The sequence below is a fragment of the Blastopirellula marina DSM 3645 genome, assembly GCF_000153105.1.
Taxonomy (GTDB): Bacteria; Planctomycetota; Planctomycetia; order Pirellulales; family Pirellulaceae; genus Blastopirellula; species Blastopirellula marina.
Genome location: NZ_CH672377.1, coordinates 1,026,188 through 1,042,852, shown reverse-complemented (window position 1 = coordinate 1,042,852; position 16,665 = coordinate 1,026,188). Strand labels below are relative to the sequence as shown.

Here is a 16,665-nt window from a genome sequence, read left to right as displayed (position 1 = left end):
ACGCCCTCGGCTGTTGGGAACGGCCCTGTCGGGACTAGGAGAATTGGACGGCAAGCGCAGCCATTCTTGCCGTCTCTTCATCCGCGGCCTTGCCGTGTTCGATTCTTCTTCCTAGTCGCCCACGCCAAAGATCGTCTCGACGTTGCCGCGCAACACGGTGTGACCCAGTTCAACCGCGCGCTGTTCGCTCCAGCCGCGATCAATCACAAAGCGTTCGGCGAGGACCTTGGCCAAGATCCGTTTGAACATCGCGAATTTGGGCATGCCGAATTCCAGCTTGTACATGTCGCTGTAGTAGCCGATCACCTTGGTTTGCGGGATCGCTTCGAGCCGCGCGGCCAGGTCTTGTTCGATGTAGGCCGGCGTGTTGCTGTACCACCAGTGACCGTTGGCGACGACATTGGGGAAGATCCAGCTGTAGCTGACCAGCTCTTGATTGGTGACGCTGGCCAAGACCGACACCGGGAAGGTGACGTCGCTGAATGCGTTGAAGAGTTGGCGATACTGAATCAGCGACACGCGGCTGTCGTACAGATCTTGCCCTTGATAGACGCCGGTTTCGTACACGCCGCGATTGACGCCGATCATCAAGTCGAACGGCAGTTTGTGCTGGCGACAACGTTCGGCCAACGACCAAAAGACGAAGTTCGCCGCGGCATGGCGATCGTTGGGATTGGCTTCCAAGCCTTTGCCCAAGATGTTTTGGATCGCTTTGTCGGCGCGGCTTTCGCTGACAAAATGCGGAGCAAAATCAGGCGGCAGCGAGATCGCACAGGCCTTCGCATTTTTGCTGACGAAGTGATCGAACAGTTTGTCGAGCGCGCTTTCCAACGTAGCGCGACCATTGACCGAGATGCCGGTCGCATTTTCCAGTCGCTCAGCGACCGTCAACTTGGACAAATGAAAGACCAGGTCATCGGTTCGCAGACAGGGGATATACCGCGACGTGTCAAAACCTTCCAGCGCGTCGTCAAAGTCGTTGGTCAGGAAGACTCCTTCCAACTTGCTTTCGCGCAGGACCGTCTCTTCCCAGTCGTCGCCAGCCATTTTGTCGGCGGCGGCGTCGTACAGCGCTTCCCAGTTGTCGGTTGTTAGACGATCGTCGGCGAACCCAAACATCTTCTGGGCGAACTCGATGAACCAACTGTACTGGATCGTGTTTTCGATCGGACCGAAGTTCTCGACCAACCGACGCACTTTTTCTTTCGGATCGAGACCCGGTTCTTCGATCTGATCTTTCGGCATGCCGGCCGAGTGAGATAGCTCGGTGTAGTAGTGATACCCCAAGATATCGGCCAGCGTCGTCGACGCCGCACTGAGCGGATTGATATGCGAATGGGGATCTACCAGAGCGATTTGGTCTAGTTGTTCAAAAAGCTGTTTTCGCAACTCGATCGACATGGGTGCGCCGGCTCGCTGAGGAAAGGGGAGACAAAAATCTCAGCGTAACTGAAAGGGGCGCACATTTCATCCCCCATAAAAACTGGGGATGGGGGGATAGGCTATGTCGTTAGTGGTAGTTCGGACCGGCGGAAATCGGCGTATCGCTCGGCCAACGTCGTTTCTAGCTCGGCGATGGCGCAAAAGAAAAGTTGCACGCGAACCCGGCGAATCACTCCTTTTTCGAGCGATTGGGTAAACGCGCGGACGGTGAGATGCGTTTGCTCGACGTCAATTTCGTCCGCATCGCCAGGATAGAAGAGGACGCAACACGCGGTCTCTTCGTCTAGATAGACGGCTAGCGCCAAGTCCTCTTGCGGCTCAAGATTCGATTGAGCAGGGACCAAATGACCAGCCGCCAGCCGAAAGATCTGCTTCCCCGTAAATTGCAGCGCAAGCGGCGCCGCATGATCCAACAGCGACGTTTGCCGCGAAAGAATCAGCTCGCAAGCCGATATTTCCGGCAGCGCACGAATATAGGCTTGCGTGCGTACCGGGGACTCAGGCGTATCTTCTCCCGTGAAAACGAGATCATCTTCGCGAACGTACGAATCAGAGACATTCGCGTCTCCCAAGTCAATTTTTACCGTGAAATTGCGTCCTGAATCGAGATCGCAGAGACCGACGGCCAGTTGCTCGGGCAGCGTAACTCCCAGCAGCAGGGAGGGGGCTTCGTATTCAAAGGGCGTCGACGTTGACCAGGAAGATGCGGAGGGCATGGGGTGGAGATTGAATAGGAGAGGGAAATAAAAAAACCCCGTCGCTCACCAAGGTGAGTGACGGGGCCGGAACAGAGAAGAGGCCGGAATGGCGCCCATTGGGCGAGGCGTATGAAAATTATGATGCCTTAGGTGGCTGCTCTTCCACTCGTCATGATACCAAAGTAGTCGCCGTTGTCCACCTTTTGGTTCCCAAAATCTTGGGCGAAAGTTTTGGATCACCGCTGGTCACGACGGCAGGTAGTTCGCAATTCGATCGCATCTTCTATCATTGACTCTGGCGGCGACCGCAGAGGCGACAAAAATAGCCATCAGCCAAGAGATCCAAATGCCTGATTATTTAACGACTTGCGAAACGGCGGCCCGAGCTGCAGGACAAGTGTTGCTCGACTGGCAAGGGAAATTTCGGATCCGCGAGAAGGGGCGCGCTGACCTGGTCACCGAGGCCGATGTAGAAGCCCAAAAAGCGATCCAAAAAATTGTCCTCGCCGATTTTCCTGAACACGGATTCTTGGGAGAAGAGGAAGACCCGGCCAATGCCGCTTCTGCGCAATATGAGTACCGCTGGATCGCCGATCCCTTGGATGGGACGACCAACTACGTTCATGGGCTAGCAAATTATTCGGTATCCCTTGCTTTACAGCATCGCGGCGAAGTAATCGTCGGCGTCGTTTATGACCCAGTCCATGATCAATGTTTTGCGGCCCAGCGCGGCAAAGGAGCGACGCGCAACGGCGCCAAGTTGCAAGTTAGTGAGATCACCGATCTGGAAGGTGCGTTGGTCGCCGCCAGCTTTGCCGCCGGGATCGATCGCGACTCTCCCGAGATTCAGCAGTTCATCGAAGTCTTGGTCCGTTGCCAAGCGGTGCGGCGACTTGGATCGGCGGCGCTGAATCTCGCCTATGTCGCCGCCGGAAATCTCGATGCTTACTGGGCGTCGAGCGTTAAAATTTGGGATGTAGCCGCCGGCGTGTTGTTGGTGGAAGAAGCGGGCGGCGTCATTCGCGGCGTGGGCGGAGAACCGCTCGACTGGAATCGACCTAAAGTTGTCGCTGCGGCGACCCAAGCGTTACACGATCAATTGCAGGCAACCATTCAAATCTGATCTTCGCGATCTCCACTCGGAGCCCTCTCCTATGATTATTCGCCCTGAAACGTCGGACGATGTGCCGGCGATCCGTGCTTTGCTGCTGGCCGCATTTCCAACTGCGATCGAAAACGAAATCGTCGATCAGCTGCGCGATTGCGGCTGCGACCAACTGTCACTTGTCGCCGAAGAGGATGGCCAGATTATCGGCCAGATCTTGTTTACACCCGCGACGATCGAAAAAAATGGACGCGTCGTGCGCGGCTGGGGACTTGCGCCGGTGTCAGTATCGCCCAAAGCGCAGCGCCGCGGCGTTGGCGCCCAATTGATCGAAACCGGACTCGCCCAGTTGCGTGATTCGGGCGCGTTGTTCGTCATTGTGCTGGGAGATTTCAACTACTATCCAAAATTTGGTTTCCAGCCGGCGTCGCAGTGGAACGTCCGTTCTGAACTGGCCGGCGTGCCCGACGAGGCGTTCATGATGATCTCTTACAACGACGACGCAATTGCCGACGGGGGAATCGCCAAGTATCGCCAAGAATTCGCATCGGCGGTCTAAAAAGCGTTTGCTAGCGAGCGGTTCGCTTGATCTTGACCTTTCTTCTGGTTCCATCTAGCTTTTCGCGACAGGCCCGCTTGTTCACTGGACGAACGATCGGCCGAAGTACGGAAGCACGGAGAATCAAGGATGAGCGCTCAAGAATCGGCGGGCCGTCCCGCCTCGGTTCCGCTGTTGGATGTCGCCCGCGGCAATGCCCCTTTGCAGACCGAATTTGTCGCGGCGCTAGAAAACGTCCTCGACTCTGGGCGATTTGTTTTCGGCCCGGAAGTCTTTGAACTGGAAAAGCAGATCGCCGCAGCGTCGCAGGCGAAATTCGGCGTCAGTTGCGCCTCGGGCAGCGACGCGCTGTTGCTGGCGCTAATGGCCTACGATATCGGTCCCGGCGACGAAGTGATCGTCCCTAGTTTCACCTTTTTCGCAACGGCTAGCGCCGTCTGGCGATTGGGCGCCAAACCGGTCTTCGCCGACATTGACCCGGTCACGTTCAATATCGATCCGGCCGCGATCGCCGCGGTCGTTACTCCGAACACCAAAGCGATCATCCCGGTTCATTTGTTCGGCCAGGCCGCCGACATGACCGCGATCAACGCGATCGCCGCGGCCCACGATCTGTGGGTGATTGAAGATGCGTGCCAGGCGATTTTGGCCGAATATGACGGACAACCGGTCGGCTCGATCGGCGATGTCGGCTGCTTCAGCTTCTACCCGACCAAAAACTTGGGCGGCATGGGAGACGGCGGGATGATGACGACCAACGACGAAGAATTCGCGGCCAAGCTGCGACTATATCGTGGTCACGGAATGGAGCCCCGCTATTACCACTCGGTGGTCGGCATTAACAGTCGGTTGGATACGTTCCAGGCCGCTACGTTACTGGTCAAGATGCCGAAGCTGGCCCAATGGACCGACATGCGTCGTGAAAACGCGGCTCGCTACGGCGAACTGTTCCAAGCGGCAGGCATGGACGAGTGCGTGATCTTGCCGGTCGAATATCCGGACCACAAGCATGCCTGGAATCAGTACACGATCCGCGTTCCGCAAGGACGCCGCGATGCGTTGCGACAGCACTTGGCTGATCACAAAATCGGTAGCGAGATTTACTATCCGGTCCCGCTGCATCAACAAGCCTGCTTCGCCAGCATGAGTGAGCACGCCAGCCTAGTCGAAACCGAAAAAGCGGCGTTGGAAGTGCTGAGCCTGCCGATCTTCCCCGAATTGACCGCCGCCGAACAGCGATACGTGGTCGAAACGGTGGATAAGTTCTACTCGACGATCCAGAAGAAAGCGGTCGCCTAAGCCGCGCTGGCGATAACCAATCGAAAGAGTCGCCCCCGCTTTTGGCGGCGACTTCCCGCAAAGTTCGCCTGATCCCGCGCATTTTTGCAGCCGTACGCGCGGAAATCAGAAATGATGGGCAATTCGGCATATTTGTTGGACGCAACAAGCGCCGATTTGTATAATCTACAGCTGAGTTAAGCCTTTTCCTGCCTACCTTTCGGCTTCTCGCGGCTCCCACGCCTAATTCCCGCCTTTCATTTGGATTCCACCGTTGCGAATTTCTTCGCTCTGCATGTCGATTGCGCTCTTGCTAGCGGCCGGTTCGTCGCTATGGGCCGAGCCTGCACGTCATCAAGCGGAATTCGACAAGCACGTCAAACCGTTTCTGAAGAAGTACTGCGCCGATTGCCATTCTGGCGATTTCGCCGAGTCGGGCGTCGACCTGGCCTCGTTCAATTCGGCCGAACAGGTGATGACCACCGGCCGCAAGACCTGGCAAAAGACGCTCGATCTGCTGGCGGCGGGGACGATGCCGCCGAAGGAAGAGACGCAGCCCTCGGCCGAAGAATTGGCGCAGACCCTGGATTGGATTCGCAACGCGCTGGCCGACTATTCGTGCGATGGGCCGGTTGATCCCGGTCGCGAGACGATTCGCCGTCTGAACCGCGTTGAATACGAAAATACGATTCGCGACTTGCTGGGGATCGAGTTCAAAGCGACCGAAGAATTTCCGGCGGATGACGTCGGCTACGGTTTTGACAACATCGGCGACGTGCTCTCGCTCTCGCCGCTGCTGCTAGAGAAATATTATGACGCCGCCGAAACGATCGCCAACAAAGCGATTGTGACCGATCCGGCGAGCCTGGTTCACAGCGACCGGCTAAAAGACTTCAAGCTGAAGGATGGCTCGAAGAGCGACGATCGGATCAGTTTCGCTTCGCATAACGTGGCCAAGACCGAGTTTCATGTCGATGCGCCCGGCGAATACAAAGTTTCGATCAGCGCTTTCGGCACTCGGGCCGGCGATGACTTGCCCAACATGCACGTTAAAGTGGACGATGTCGAAAAAGACTTTGCGGTCGATGCGGAACGGGGCAAAGAGAAGAGCTATGAGATCACCAAGCGGTTAAGCAAAGGCAAGCATCGGCTTGAAATCTCGTTCACCAACGATTTTTACGATCCGAACAATTCCAATCCGCGGCGTCGCGATCGCAACTTGATGGTCAACAGCGTCCAACTGATCGGACCTCCCGATGTGAAGCCGGAAGACTTTCCAGAATCGCACCGGGTGATCTTTGTCGCCTATCCCGGCCAAGAGGGGATCACGGCCGAAGTCGCCGCTCGCCGCAATTTGACCCGCTTCGCATCTCGCGCTTTCCGCCGTCCAGCGACGGCCGACGAAGTGAATCGCTTGTACGCGCTCGTCAGCAGCTCGCAGGCCGATGGAGCAAAATTTGAAGAATCGATCCGTGACGGCGTCATCGCCATCCTGTGTTCGCCCAACTTCCTGTACCGGGTCGAAATGGATGAGAGCAAGCAGCCGGTCCGAGCGATTACTGAGTATGAGCTCGCATCGCGATTGTCCTATTTCCTCTGGAGCAGCGCACCCGATCAGCAACTGCTGACGCTGGCCTACGAAGGGAAGTTGCGGTCGCAGTTGGATCAACAAATCGGGCGGATGATGAAATCGCCGAAGAGTTCGGCTTTGATCGAAAACTTCGCCGGCCAATGGTTGCAACTACGCAATTTGGAATCGGCGAAACCGGATCGACGCCAATTTCGCTCGTTCACGTCGCAGATGGCTCAAGACATGCGCCGCGAGACCGAGCTGTTTGTCGCGTCGATCGTGCAGGAAGATCGCAGCATCTTGGATTTGATCGCCGCCGACTACTCGTACCTCAACGAATCGCTCGCCAAACACTACGGCGTCAAAGACGTCAAAGGGGACGAATTCCGCAAGGTTTCGCTCGCCGATAAAGGTCGCGGCGGCATTTTGACCCAGGCCAGCGTGTTGACGGTGACGTCCCATCCGACGCGTACTTCTCCGGTAAAGCGGGGTAAATGGGTATTAGAAAACATTCTAGGAACGCCGCCGCCGGATCCTCCGGCCGATGTGCCGACTTTGGAAGGGCAAAAAGAGCTGACCGGCACGCTGCGTCAGCGGATGGCGCAACATATGGCCAATCCGAGCTGCGCATCTTGCCATTCGCGGATGGACCCGATTGGGTTCTCGTTGGAGAACTTTGACGCGGTCGGCGCTTTCCGTACCAAGGACGAAGGTCAAAAGATCGACGCCAAGGGAGAGTTGCCCGGCGGCGTACAATTTGAAGGCGCCAAAGGACTGCGACAGATTATCCTGAAAGATCATCGTGACGAATTCGTTCGCACGTTTTCTGAAAAGATGCTGACCTACGCATTGGGCCGCGGTGTCGAATACTACGACATGTGTGCGGTCGATGCGATTCAAGCTGAATTGGAACGTAACGATTACCGTTTCTCCGCGCTAGTGAAAGCGATCGTCCATAGCGATCCTTTTCAAAAGCGCCGTACGCAATAACGGAGAGGGAGTCCGATATGAACACCAGCATTTCACGCCGCACGCTGCTTCGCGGGATGGGCGCCGCGCTGTCGCTGCCTTGGCTCGAACAGATGGCGCCGATCGCTTCGGCCGCCGCTTCGACCGGCAAACCTCCGGTGCGCATGGCGTTCCTCTACGTTCCCAACGGCGTCAACGTCGAACAGTGGCGCCCGCAAGGTGAAGGCGCCAATTGGCAGTTGTCCCCGACCTTGTCGTCGCTGAAAGACGTCAAGTCCGAGATGACCGCTTTCACCGGACTTACCCTCCGCGGCGCGTTCGCACTGGGTGACGGCGGCGGCGATCATGCTCGCAGCGTCGCTTCGTTTTTGACCGGATCGCATCCGAAGAAGACCGATGGCGCCGACATCAGCAATGACGTCTCGGTCGACCAGTTCGCCGCATCGCAGGTCGGCTTCGCGACAAAGTTCCCTTCGCTCGAACTCGGCTGCGAACCAAGCGCCCAAGCCGGCAAGTGCGACTCTGGCTATAGCTGCGTTTATACGTCGAACATGGCTTGGCGCAATTCCTCGTCGCACGTCGGGAAAGAAATCAACCCGCAGGCCGCGTTCGATCGCTTGTTCGGCAACGAGAACGCCAAAGAGTCGGCCGAAAACCGCGCGCTGCGTCACAAGCGGAAGAAGAGCATTCTCGACTTTGTGATGGATGACGCGAAGCGCTTGAATCAAAAGCTGGGCCAATCGGATCAGCGGAAAATGGACGAATACCTGTACGCCGTACGCGAGATCGAACGCCGCGTGCAGCAGTCGATCAAGCTGGACGGAACGGAAGTCGATGTGCCTGACTATCCTCGTCCGAAAGGGGTTCCGGCCGATTACGGCGAGCATGTCCGCTTGATGATGGACATGATGGTGCTGGCTTTCCGGACGGACATGACGCGCGTTTCGACCTTCATGTTCACCAACGCCGGCAGCAACCGCACTTACAACAATATCGGCGTCCCAGATAGTCATCACGGGCTCTCGCATCATGGCCGCAACAAAGAGAAGCTCGAAAAAATCGCCAAGATCGACGCCTATCACGTCTCGCAATACGCCTACCTGGTCAAAGAACTGCAGAAGGTTCGCGAAGGGGACGGCACGCTGCTGGACAACTGCATGGTGATGTATGGCAGCGGGATCGGCGACGGCGATCGCCATAACCATGACGACCTGCCGATCATCATGGCGGGCCGCGGCGGCGGAGCGATCAAACCAGATCGTCACCTGACCTATGACAAAAATACGCCGCTGACCAATCTCTATGTGTCGATGCTCGATATCATGGGCGCCAAAACCGATCGCTTCGGCGATTCGAACGGACGATTGACCAATCTTGGCTAATCGTCACATTTCGCCGGCAAAATCGTTACAACAGGGCGCGACCCAGGTCGCGCTCTGTTTTTGCGCATTTGCCTTCTTCCCCTAGGCGATATGATAGAAGGTGACACGACCTTCTCTCCCCCAAATGTGCGTTTGCCGTTGAAGCTGTCGCTCTTCCAGCTTGCCTTTGTCGCCCTTTCGGCGTGCGGGACGAACTACGTCCTGGCCGACAGTCCGGCCGAAGTACGCACCGACTTCAGCAGCAAGGTGCTGCCGATTCTGACGCAGCATTGCTTCGCTTGTCATGGACCAGACGCCCAACAGCGTCAGGCCGACTTGCGTCTGGATCAGCCGGCCCAGTTGTTTCAGCGCCGCGATGACCGACCGGCGATCGTCCAACCAGGTGACGCCGCCGACAGCGAACTCTATCGTCGTCTGGTCTCAAGCGATCCGGATGTGCAGATGCCTCCTGCGGAGCACGGCGGACCACTGTCGCTCGAAGAGATCACGACCATTAAGCGCTGGATCGATACCGGCGCCGTGTGGAGCGGGCATTGGGCGTTTCAACCGATCACCCAACCGCAGCTTCCCGCTGCTTACCCCGGCTGGAGCGATGAGCCGATCGATCGCCTAGTCGCGCAGCACTGGGCCGAACATGATCTTTCGCCGGCTGCGCCCGCCGATCGTGAGATGTTGCTGCGCCGCGTAAGCTTCGCGCTGACGGGTCTGCCGCCGACGGAGAAGGAGATCGCCAACTTTCTCGCCGACGACCAGCCAGACGCCTACGAGCGAGTAGTGGATCGCTTGCTCGCTTCACCCCGGTACGGAGAGCAAATGGCGCGGCATTGGCTTGACTTGGCGCGTTACGCCGATACGCATGGATTCAACATCGATAGCTACCGCAGCATGTGGCGCTGGCGCGATTGGGTGATCGACGCCTATAACGCCAACATGCCGTTCGATCAATTCACCATCGAGCAGCTTGCCGGCGATCTGCTGCCCAGCGCCAGCATCGATCAGATCACGGCGACCGGATTCAATCGCAATCATCCGATCAACGACGAGATGGGCGCCATCCCCGACGAGTACCTCCACTTTTACGCGGCCGATCGAACCAACACGACCGCGACCGTCTGGTTAGGGCTAACGCTCGCCTGCGCCGAGTGTCACGATCACAAGTACGATCCGATTTCGCAGCGCGACTACTACCAATTCTACGCGTTCTTTAACAATGTTGACGATCTTGGTCTCGACGGCCGCCGCGGCAACGCCGCGCCGCTGTTGATCAGTCCGACCAACGAGCAGCGTCAACGGTTGACGCTGCTGGATGAACAAATTGGCGCCATCGACGCCGCGTTGGCGGATACGCGCGACCACGCTACGTCAGCATTGGCCGCGTGGGAAACTTCGGCCGAACAAGACGCCGCCGCTGCGCAACCCCCGGCGGATAGCCTGGCCCGCTTCTCCTTGGATGGCGCCAGCGACCTGGTGCGCATCCAACGCGAGAATGACGAGGAAACGCTCTTTTTGGCGGGCAAGTTGGATCAAGCGCTGCTGTGCGACGGTCGAACGTTGATTACGCCCAGCGAGCCGATCCAACTGGGCGATGCGTTCTCGATCGGGCTCTGGATCTATCCCACCACCGCAAGCCGAACCATCTTGTTGGCGGCGCCTGACTTTACGCTTGCGCTCGATCACGGCGCGCTGGTTTACGAAACATTTGAGCGCCGTCTTCACACGGCGGAGCTCGTCGTCAAGAACCAATGGCAGCAGGTGACGCTGGTGGTCGACGGCAAGAGCGTCACGATCTATCGCGATGGCGTTCCCCTGCCGCTATCTCCCAGCGAGTTGGTCGATTCGATGGAAGTCGCCGAAGAGCGGCCCGACGTTTCCGGTCTGCAAATCGCCCGCGCCGGCGCGTCCGATGGTTTTCGGGGTTTGCTGGATGACGTGCGGATCTACGCTCGAGTACTGGCCCCCCTCGAGGCGAAGCGTCTCGGCGGAGGAGATCCGATCGGGGAAATCTTGGCCAAACCGGCCGCCCAGCGCAGCAAGGCCGAGCAGGTGACGCTGCTCGACTACTACTTGCGCAAATCAGACGTCAAATACGCCGATCAAGTCGAACAACACGAATCGCTCGCTCGCCAGCGGCGACGCTTGATCGAAAGCTTTCCGGAAACCATGGTGATGCGCGAGCGCGCGGATCGCCGACCGGCGCATGTTTTACAGCGTGGTCGCTACGACCTGCCGGGCGAACGGGTCACGGCGGATGTCCTTACTTGTTTGCCTCCGTTGCCGACCGACGAGACGCCAGATCGCTTGGCTTTGGCGAAATGGTTGGTCGATGATCGCCAGCCTTTGACGGCTCGTGTGGCCGTGAATCGATATTGGCGCCTGCTGTTTGGCTTGCCGCTGGTCGCGACGCCGGAAGATTTCGGCCTGCGCAGTCAACCGCCGACGCATCCCGAACTGCTCGACTATCTGGCCGCCGATTTTCGCGGCAGCGGTTGGGACGTGAAACGGCTGCTGAAGCAGATCGTGATGTCGGCGACCTATCGACAGACGAGCGCGGTCAGTTCGGCCAGATGGCAGGCCGATCCGACCAATCAATGGCTCGCCCGCGGCCCGCGGATGCGACTGACCGCCGAACAGTTGCGTGACGCGGCGCTAGCGTCGAGCGGTCTGTTAAGCGAGCAGTTGGGAGGCCCGAGCGTTCGTCCTTATCAGCCGCCGGGGCTGTGGGAAGCGATCTCGTACGGTCGCGATTTCACCGCGCAGCGCTACGCCCAAGATCATGACGATCGCTTGTATCGCCGCAGTCTCTACACATTCTGGAAGCGTTCGTCACCGCCGCCTAACCTGTCGGCGTTTGACGCGCCGAATCGCGAGTTCTGCACGCTGACCCGCAGTCAGACCAACACGCCGCAGCAGGCGTTGGTCTTGATGAATGACCCGACGTTTGTCGAAGCCGCACGCGTGTTGGCGGCGAAGGTGATGCAAGCGAGCGAAGATGTCGATCGGCAAATTATCGCCTCGTTCGTCGACGTGATTTCACGGGAACCGACCAAAGAGGAATTACCGCTGCTGCGACAGCTATATCAGACGCAGTTGGCGCACTATCAAGATCACGCTGCGGCCGCGGCCGAACTGCTATCCGTCGGCGAATCGCCTGCGGCGGATTTGCCGGCGATTCCGCAGGCCGCGATGACGATGGTGGTCAGCACGATTATGAACCTCGACGAGGCGATTCACGCCAACTAAACCAATGCAGAATCCGCAACCACAACTCGCCAACTTGCTCAGCCGCCGGATGTTTTTCGGTCAGGCCGGCTCAGCGCTCGGCGCGGCCGCGCTCGCTTCGCTGGCGGAGTCTCCGCTGCAAGCCGCCGTGCGACAGTCGGCCGCCAAAGCGAAGCGCGTGATTTATCTCTGTCAGTCGGGCGCGCCATCGCAGCACGATCTGTTCGACTACAAGCCGCTGCTGACCCAGCGTCAGGGAGAAGAGCTGCCGGCGTCCATTCGCGACGGACAGCGATTGACCGGGATGACGGCCGATCAAACCACGTTTCCGCTGACGCCCAGCAAGTTCCCCTTCGCCCAATATGGGGAAAGCGGCGCCTGGCTGAGTTCGGTCGTGCCGCACATGGCGAAAATCGCCGACGATGTCTGCTTCATTCATTCGCTGCATACCGAAGCGATCAATCACGATCCGGCGATGACGCTGTTGCAAACCGGCACGCAACAGCCGGGGCGGCCAAGTCTTGGCTCTTGGGTTAGCTACGGTTTGGGAAGCGAGAACGCCGATCTGCCGGCGTTCGTCGTCCTGATCTCGCGCGGCAGCAGTTTGGGCAATCAGCAGCCGTTGGCCGACAAGTTGTGGGGCAGCGCCTTTCTGCCGGCTGAACAACAAGGGGTCAAGTTTCGCGGCGCTGGAGATCCGATTCTCTACTTGGGCGATCCGGCCGGCGTCACGCGAAAGTCGCGGCGTCAGATGATCGACGCCGTCGCCCAGCTGAATCGTCTGGAAGCGAAGTCCATTCCCGATCCCGAGATCGAAGCTCGCATCGCCCAGTATGAACTCGCCTACCGCATGCAATCCTCGGCGCCGGAACTGGTTGACTTTCGGGACGAACCGGAGTCAACCTTCGCAATGTATGGGGAAGAAGCGCGGGAGCCAGGCACGTTCGCCGCGAACTGTTTGCTGGCTCGCCGCTTGGCGGAGCGCGACGTTCGCTTCATTCAACTTTATCATCGCGGTTGGGATCAGCATCTGCACTTGCCTCGCGATTTGTCGCGACAATGCCGCGATGTTGATCAGGCTTCGGCAGCGCTGGTGACGGACCTAAAAAATCGAGGAATGCTCGACGACACGCTGGTCGTCTGGGGAGGCGAGTTTGGCCGCACCGCCTACTGCCAGGGAGAGTTGACCGCGGACGATTATGGCCGCGACCATCATCCTCGCTGCTTTACTATCTGGATGGCCGGCGGCGGCGTACGTCCAGGTATTCAATACGGTAGGACCGACGAGTTCGGCTACAACGTCGTCGAAAACCCCGTCCACATCCACGATCTGAACGCAACCATCTTGCATCAGTTGGGGGTCAACCACTTGGACTTGACCTACCGCTACCAAGGCCGAGATTTTCGTTTGACCGATATCGCTGGCGGCGTGGTGAAGGATATCTTGCGGTAGAAGAAATTGTCGGTCCGCAAAGCGGACCCTACGATGGCCTTGGACTGCGTGCGAGCTCACAATGACGACAGGCGAACCGCAACTTGATTGGACTTCAATCGGCGACCAACTTGACGCGTATGGCTGCGCGATCATCGATCTGTTGACGCCGGACGAATGTGCGGCGCAAATCGCCTTGTTCGAAGCCGAATCGCTGTTTCGCAAGCATGTGATCATGCAGCAGCATGGTTACGGCCAGGGGCAATACAAGTATTTCGCCGATCCCTTGCCGGCGCGAATTGTCGAGCTGCGCACGACGCTCTATCCCGGCTTGGCCGCAATTGCGAATCGTTGGAACGAAACGCTCAAAACGGACGTGCAATTCCCTGAAACGCACGCCCAGTTTTTAGAACGCTGTCATCGTGCAGGCCAGCTGAAGCCGACGCCGCTACTGCTGCGATACGAGTCCGATGACTTTAATTGTTTGCACCAGGATGTCTATGGCGAGCATGTTTTTCCGCTGCAAGTTGCGATTCTGTTAGATCGCCCTGGCGTTGATTTTGACGGCGGCGAGTTTGTCTTGACGGAGCAGCGCGAGCCAGATCAGGTGCGAGCCGAGGTCGTTCCGTTGCAGCAAGGGCAAGGAGTCATCTTCCCTGTTCGCGAGCGTCCAGTGCCGAACGACAGCGGTTTTAAGCGGGTCCTGATGCGGCATGGAGTCAGTCGATTGCGGACCGGGCGCCGACATACGCTGGGCGTCATCTTTCACGACGCGGCGTAGCAGAGACGTCGCTCATCTAGTCGGAATGAAACGGCTCTTAACGGTTGTAGCGAGAGCGATCTGCGATTCAGGCACGCGGATTGTCGCAATCGCCGAGAAACCGGCGAATCACCCCAGTACTAACGTAAGTTTTGGAATATCACGACGTTTTGAGGTTCGGCGGCGACATGGGGCGCAGCCGACGATGTTTCAGGGGCGGAATATTCTTATGAACAATTCAATTCGCTTGCTGTTGGTCGAAGACAATGACGCCGACGCCCGGATTATTCAATTTCATTTGAAGGCTTGCTCGGAAATTCGGGTCTCGGTCGATCACGTGGGCACGCTCAGTGACGCGATTGCGGCGACGCATGACCACGGCTACGACGTCTTGATCGTCGACATGGGACTACCCGATTGCAGCGGTTTGGCGAATGTGACCCGCTTGAGGGAAGCGGCGCCGACAGCGACAATTATCGTGCTGACCGCCGATGACGATGATACAGACGCTCTCGAGGCGATACGTCACGGAGCACAAGAATATCTCTCAAAACAACGCCTGCGCGGCCCGCTGTTGACCCGCGCGATTCGGCATTCGATCACGCGCCAGCAGCATTTGTTAACGGCGCAATCGCAAGCGATGACTGACGCGTTGACCGGCATCGGTAATCGTCGCGCGTTCGAACGTGAAATGGATCGCCGGATTCACGAATATCAGCGACACGATGTTCCGTTCTGCTTGACGATCTTTGACATTGATCACTTCAAAAAGATCAACGATCAATGGGGGCATGATGTGGGCGACAAGACGTTGCGCGTCCTCTCTGAAAGTCTTTACAACGAAGTGCGCGCCACCGATATGGTGACGCGATTGGGGGGAGAAGAATTCGCCGTCATTTTTGTGGCGACGCAACTGGCCGAAGCGCTGAAGGTGTCCCATCGAGCGCGGGCCAAAATCGGCGAACGGTGCGGCGCCCGAATTCACGATGACATGCAACTGACCATCAGCGGCGGCGTAGCGGAAGTTGCGCCCGGCGATGATCTGCGAACTCTTATAAATCGCGCTGACGAAGCGTTGTATGTCGCCAAAAATAGCGGCCGCGACCGCTGTCTGGCGCATGACGGCACGCTGATTTGCGGCGAAATATCAGAAACTTGCGCCACTTGATCACGGCGCCGGTTTCCGTCGCGCGACTGTTGACCTCCCCCGGCGAATCTAAGCAGTCCAGATTCTAGGCCCGGTCGACTGGGGATCGATCGCCGCGAGCAACAGCGACGCCGCTGCGGCCGTCCAAACCGAGAAGGAAAGCGGCCCTTCAACGCCGGTGCTGATGGTCATGCTGATGGCGAATACCAACAGCAGGGCGCCGCTGGCGATCGCCGTAGGGCGAATCGCGACGCCCAGCAGCAGCGCTGCCGCGATGGCGATCTCAAAAATAGTCGCCGCCCAGCCGGCGATGTTCGCCACGCTCGACGGCAGATACCACAGCAACATCTGCGTGTAAGCGAGGAAGCTGTTCATGTTCCCCCAGGCGACTTCGCTCGAGCCGAGTTTCGTCCAGATCCCCAAGCGATCGGCGACGGCGGACAAAAACGAGGAGGCCAATGCAACGCGAACAAACAGAGCGGCGGCCGGTAGAAAACGAGATGCGGATGAAGTCACGAGGCGTTTGCTTCACAAAGGGCTATCAATCAGGAGAGACGCCGCAGGGGGCGGCGAGCTGTTGATTGTAGACCCCCTCTGGCCCCAGCCTAGATCCACTTCACCTCATTTTGACTGGGCCATTTTCGCCTCAACCGATCCAGGCTATTTCGATTTCAAGTCAAATGTAAAGACGTTTTGCGACTCGTCGCTTACTTCGGAGATCAGTGTTGTCTGCGAGTTGTATTTCGCCGGAACGAGCGACTTGGTGGGGAAGTCCATCGTCATCTCATCCGCGGACTTCACGTCGCTCGCCGGAAGCGGAACGACGGACGTGATCGAAACCTTGTAGCGTCCGGCCGGTAGGCCGTTCGTCGGCGGCATCGAGAACGTGCCTTTATGGATCTCGGCGCCGGAGACAAAGGGGCCTTGTTCTTCCGGCATAAAGACGATCGAGCCGCTTGCGAGGGGTTGCCCATCCAGGGTGATTGTTCCCTCGATCGCCTGGCGTCCGAAAGGATCTTTGGCCGTTCCCATGCAGCCTACCAGCGTCAATGCGACAACTGCGATGAACTTCATTGAAGACGGGAATGTCATTTCAGTATCCA

13 protein-coding genes are annotated in these 16,665 nt (G+C 58.1%); 9 read left to right on the top strand and 4 right to left on the bottom strand.

From position 1 onward, the window contains the following. Positions 1-111: 111 nt before the first annotated feature. Complete coding sequence (locus tag DSM3645_RS23260) at positions 112-1,401, bottom strand: glucuronate isomerase (RefSeq protein ID WP_002655067.1); 1,290 nt, start codon at positions 1,399-1,401, stop codon at positions 112-114. A gap of 101 nt (positions 1,402-1,502) precedes the next feature. Continuing rightward, complete coding sequence (locus DSM3645_RS23255; protein WP_002655066.1) at positions 1,503-2,159, bottom strand: hypothetical protein; 657 nt, start codon at positions 2,157-2,159, stop codon at positions 1,503-1,505. A 328-nt stretch (positions 2,160-2,487) separates the two neighbouring features. On the opposite strand from DSM3645_RS23255, the gene DSM3645_RS23250 reads away from it, so the two are divergent. From DSM3645_RS23250 to DSM3645_RS23210, 9 genes are all read left to right on the top strand, one after another. Next, positions 2,488-3,264 carry an inositol monophosphatase family protein gene (locus DSM3645_RS23250; protein ID WP_040353273.1) on the top strand — a complete coding sequence of 259 codons (777 nt, stop codon included), beginning with the start codon at positions 2,488-2,490 and terminating at the stop codon, positions 3,262-3,264. Positions 3,265-3,295: 31 nt separating this feature from the next. Further along, the gene (locus DSM3645_RS23245; protein WP_002655064.1) at positions 3,296-3,805 is read left to right on the top strand and encodes a GNAT family N-acetyltransferase; all 510 of its coding nucleotides are present in this window, start codon (positions 3,296-3,298) and stop codon (positions 3,803-3,805) included. Between the two features lie 129 nt (positions 3,806-3,934). Beyond that, positions 3,935-5,104 carry a DegT/DnrJ/EryC1/StrS family aminotransferase gene (locus tag DSM3645_RS23240; RefSeq protein ID WP_002655063.1) on the top strand — a complete coding sequence of 390 codons (1,170 nt, stop codon included), beginning with the start codon at positions 3,935-3,937 and terminating at the stop codon, positions 5,102-5,104. A 274-nt stretch (positions 5,105-5,378) separates the two neighbouring features. Continuing rightward, positions 5,379-7,643, top strand: coding sequence for a DUF1592 domain-containing protein (locus tag DSM3645_RS23235; protein ID WP_002655062.1), 2,265 nt, complete (start codon positions 5,379-5,381; stop codon positions 7,641-7,643). A gap of 17 nt (positions 7,644-7,660) precedes the next feature. Further along, complete coding sequence (locus tag DSM3645_RS23230) at positions 7,661-9,004, top strand: DUF1552 domain-containing protein (protein ID WP_002655061.1); 1,344 nt, start codon at positions 7,661-7,663, stop codon at positions 9,002-9,004. Between the two features lie 90 nt (positions 9,005-9,094). After that, entirely contained in the window at positions 9,095-12,244 is a 3,150-nt protein-coding gene (locus DSM3645_RS23225; protein WP_081444986.1) for a DUF1553 domain-containing protein, read from the top strand. Between the two features lie 4 nt (positions 12,245-12,248). Beyond that, positions 12,249-13,676: a DUF1501 domain-containing protein gene (locus DSM3645_RS23220; protein ID WP_002655059.1), complete on the top strand. Its 1,428-nt coding sequence runs from the start codon at positions 12,249-12,251 to the stop codon at positions 13,674-13,676. Between the two features lie 61 nt (positions 13,677-13,737). Then, positions 13,738-14,436, top strand: coding sequence for a 2OG-Fe(II) oxygenase (locus DSM3645_RS23215; protein ID WP_002655058.1), 699 nt, complete (start codon positions 13,738-13,740; stop codon positions 14,434-14,436). A 208-nt stretch (positions 14,437-14,644) separates the two neighbouring features. Beyond that, on the top strand, positions 14,645-15,583 hold the full coding sequence (locus DSM3645_RS23210; RefSeq protein WP_002655057.1) for a diguanylate cyclase: 939 nt from the start codon (positions 14,645-14,647) through the stop codon (positions 15,581-15,583). Between the two features lie 48 nt (positions 15,584-15,631). Here the strand turns inward: DSM3645_RS23210 and DSM3645_RS23205 are convergent, their stop codons facing one another. After that, entirely contained in the window at positions 15,632-16,078 is a 447-nt protein-coding gene (locus DSM3645_RS23205) for a hypothetical protein (RefSeq protein ID WP_050769491.1), read from the bottom strand. Positions 16,079-16,222: 144 nt separating this feature from the next. Then, entirely contained in the window at positions 16,223-16,654 is a 432-nt protein-coding gene (locus DSM3645_RS23200; RefSeq protein ID WP_040352958.1) for a hypothetical protein, read from the bottom strand. Between the last annotated feature and the right edge of the window lie 11 nt (positions 16,655-16,665).

Coding starts and splice junctions, on each gene's coding strand:
- DSM3645_RS23230 (WP_002655061.1), top strand. CDS start 7,661: ATGAACACCAGCATTTCACGCCGCACGCTGCTTCGCGGGATGGGCGCC.
- DSM3645_RS23255 (WP_002655066.1), bottom strand. CDS start 2,159: ATGCCCTCCGCATCTTCCTGGTCAACGTCGACGCCCTTTGAATACGAA.
- DSM3645_RS23200 (WP_040352958.1), bottom strand. CDS start 16,654: ATGACATTCCCGTCTTCAATGAAGTTCATCGCAGTTGTCGCATTGACG.
- DSM3645_RS23225 (WP_081444986.1), top strand. CDS start 9,095: ATGATAGAAGGTGACACGACCTTCTCTCCCCCAAATGTGCGTTTGCCG.
- DSM3645_RS23210 (WP_002655057.1), top strand. CDS start 14,645: ATGAACAATTCAATTCGCTTGCTGTTGGTCGAAGACAATGACGCCGAC.
- DSM3645_RS23240 (WP_002655063.1), top strand. CDS start 3,935: ATGAGCGCTCAAGAATCGGCGGGCCGTCCCGCCTCGGTTCCGCTGTTG.
- DSM3645_RS23215 (WP_002655058.1), top strand. CDS start 13,738: ATGACGACAGGCGAACCGCAACTTGATTGGACTTCAATCGGCGACCAA.
- DSM3645_RS23220 (WP_002655059.1), top strand. CDS start 12,249: ATGCAGAATCCGCAACCACAACTCGCCAACTTGCTCAGCCGCCGGATG.
- DSM3645_RS23245 (WP_002655064.1), top strand. CDS start 3,296: ATGATTATTCGCCCTGAAACGTCGGACGATGTGCCGGCGATCCGTGCT.
- DSM3645_RS23235 (WP_002655062.1), top strand. CDS start 5,379: ATGTCGATTGCGCTCTTGCTAGCGGCCGGTTCGTCGCTATGGGCCGAG.
- DSM3645_RS23260 (WP_002655067.1), bottom strand. CDS start 1,401: ATGTCGATCGAGTTGCGAAAACAGCTTTTTGAACAACTAGACCAAATC.
- DSM3645_RS23250 (WP_040353273.1), top strand. CDS start 2,488: ATGCCTGATTATTTAACGACTTGCGAAACGGCGGCCCGAGCTGCAGGA.